At 39.7% G+C, this 2,918-nt stretch carries 4 protein-coding genes; 3 read left to right on the plus strand and 1 reads right to left on the minus strand.

What is annotated here, in order from left to right:
• The coding region (locus AC5KOD_RS02890) for a recombinase family protein (protein ID WP_496913037.1) at positions 1–99 on the minus strand (99 nt) is incomplete at its 3' end.
• 402 nt (positions 100–501) lie between these two features.
• Here AC5KOD_RS02890 and AC5KOD_RS02895 point away from each other — a divergent pair.
• The 3 genes from AC5KOD_RS02895 to AC5KOD_RS02905 all read left to right on the plus strand — a co-directional run.
• Positions 502–1,047, plus strand: a complete 546-nt coding sequence (locus AC5KOD_RS02895; protein WP_496913034.1) for a recombinase family protein — start codon at positions 502–504, stop codon at positions 1,045–1,047.
• A 27-nt stretch (positions 1,048–1,074) separates the two neighbouring features.
• On the plus strand, positions 1,075–1,815 hold the full coding sequence (locus tag AC5KOD_RS02900) for a signal peptidase I (RefSeq protein ID WP_496913035.1): 741 nt from the start codon (positions 1,075–1,077) through the stop codon (positions 1,813–1,815).
• Between the two features lie 87 nt (positions 1,816–1,902).
• A partial coding sequence (locus AC5KOD_RS02905; RefSeq protein ID WP_496913036.1) for a BsaA family SipW-dependent biofilm matrix protein occupies positions 1,903–2,918 on the plus strand: 1,016 nt, incomplete at its 3' end.

Raw genomic sequence — 2,918 nt, forward strand, 5'->3', positions numbered from 1 at the left:
TTTATAAAGATAGTCAACCCCATAGGCTTTAAGGGCTCGTTCTTGAGAATCAAATTTTTGATGATGAGTGCTAACACGCATATAACCGATAATTGACATAAAAACTCTCTCCTTTTTCAGTAAAATTTTAGAGGCTAGTGGGTGATTCGATAAAAGATCAAATAAAGAGGGATATTAATAGGTAAGAAAATGGAACGTTTGCCCTCTTTGGCTTGCTCCACTTTTGTGAAGAGAAGTGGATGTTCAAAAAAAGATTAAAAAAAATTCTTGACAAGGTCTATAGGTCTATAATAAACTATAGTTTTTGACACATTAAAATAACAGTTGTTTTCTTACGCTCTTTCTTATAGAAAATCCTAATTTAAAGGGATTTTGTATTTTTGAAAGAGGGTTTTTTTGCGTTTTTCTTGCAAGTATAACTAACTATAGTTTATGAGACACTCTAAATTGCGTTATATCAAGCTTAATGAGTGATGAGAGAGGAAAGGATGTGTGAACTCAATGTCATTATATGCGTATATTAGGAAAGACTATCCTGTCTCAACGGTGGAACAATTAGACATGTTACGAGCGTATAAATGCCAAGAAGTGTTTATTGAAGAAACAGACGTGACGATTAATTGTGAGCTAGATCGGCTATTGGGAAAACTTGTCGAGGACGACCAATTATTAGTTTACGATTTACGAGCATTTGCTAAGAATACTAAGGGCTTTAGAGAGTTACTTAATGGCTTAAGCGAGCGGCATATTCGATTAATCAGCTTACAAGATAAACTAGATACAGAGCTGTCGCCTAATTTTTATACGGATGTCTTAAAGGTGTTAGAAATGGAAGAAAGACATCGAAGTTATTTGATTCGAACTAGTATAGAACTGGCCAAGCAACAAGGTCGTATAACAGGTCGCCCGAAAGTAGATAATCGAACGATTGATCAGATTGTCTTTCTCTTTGAACAACAAGGCAAGACGATGAGAGAAATTGCGGAAATCTGCGAGGTCTCCTTGGGAACGGTCCATAAATATGTGAAACAAAAGAATCAACAGTAAAAAACGTGTGAGGAAAGGAGGGCGACGATGTCAAGGAGAGTGAAACAAAGAAGACGTGACGACATGAGCAATGAGTTTATCCCTTCTTATCGTAAAAAAAGGCGCTCCCATTCTTCACAGTCAAGTCGGTCCTCATCAAGTTACCGTTCGAGAGAAGGAGAGCGCAAAAGGTCACGATCCGTCTCTTCTAGGCAACCGAAAGTCGTGACACCTGCCCCACCTACTATGGGGAAGCAGGCGATACGCCTAAGTCTTAACTTATTATTTTATGTGGTTACTTTAAGTTTGATTGGCAGTTCGGTGGTCTTTGCGGCAAGTAGTAATCAAAATAAATCAATTTTTGGTTATCGAGTATTCAATGTCTTGACGAATTCCATGGTGCCACGAGGAGACAAGCCACCAAAGGGCGGTTTTTACGCTGGCGATGTGATTATTGTCAAAGACATCCCAGGGGATCAAGCAGAGATTGGCGATGTGATTACTTACCGACCAACGATGGAAAGTAAGGCTTTCTTAACCCATAGGGTGGTAGAAAAGTTACCAGAGTTAGAAGGAACTAAAGGGACCTACTATATCACTAAAGGGGACGCCAATAACACGGAAGATATCCCCATTAGTTCCAAGCAAGTCGTGGGAAAAAAACTGATTGTCCTTCCGAAAATCGGCTCTATTTTGAAGTTTGTTCGAGAGAACTTTGTGATTTCAGTCATCTTTTTTGTGTCACTCTTTGGCTTTATTTGGGTGATTCGGATGTATTTTTTTAGTTAAACAAGAGTGAAGCACAGTGCGATATTATCTGTTTTCTTAGTAAGAAAACAGTGATATATATAAATCAATTCCATAGGAGGAAAGACAATGAAGAGCAAGAAGAAAAAGCTTTTAGTAGTAGCCAGTGGGTTAGCGCTTATTGCGTTAGCGGCTGGAACGTTTGCTTGGTTTACAAGTAAAGATGATGTGACCAATAAATTTGAAGGGCAAATTGCCGGGAATGACGTACAAATCGTCGAGACCTTTACCCCAGAAAAAGATTGGACACCAGGGGAGGAGGTCAACAAGGATGTGGCAGTAGCCAACGTTTCTGAATACGATGCGTTGATCCGTGTGAAATTTGATGAAGTATTCAAAAAATTGAAAGATAGTAATGAAATTTATTACAATGGCACAGACTATGTCTGGGCATCAGGACCTAATAAAGGAACTAAATTAGCAGCAGCGCCAGCGGCGCCCTATGCAATGCCATCATCAGCTAATTATGTGGGCTTAGGTTTTACCGATGTGACAGCCAATTTAACGGCCGCAGTTGATAAGATTACGATTGACGGAACAGAGTACAGTTTCAAGTTATATGAGAAGAAAACTAAAGAAGCAGGTACGACCCCAGCAGGTGATCCAACCCCAGCAGAGTATACGTATGCGGCTCAGTGGGAAGCAGCAGATGGTAAAAAAGCAAAAGGCTACATCGGAAATACCTCTGGTAATGTGGCACGTGACAAAGATGGCAAGTTAACCTTAAAAGATCCTGCTCGTATCAGTTTAGTCGATGCGACTTATGTCACGACGACAAAAGATTGGGCAGCGACAGGCGCGTTGTATGACAAGTTGCCAACAGTAGACACAACCACTTACAAAGCCTTTGCAGATGATAACATTCACTTATTCTTTGATAAGGTAACAGCAACGCCAACAGCTGATAACTGGTTCTTTAATAAAGGCGATGGGTATTTCTATTATGTTGGAAAAGTTTTACCAGGTTCGCAAACAGCTCAATTGTTAGACAGCGTGAAATTGATGGAAGCAGCTGATAATAGCTATAGCTTGATCAAATTTGATTTAAAAGTTAACACAGAAGGCATCCAAAACGTGAAACAAGC

The organism is Vagococcus sp. WN80Y (assembly GCF_059621045.1).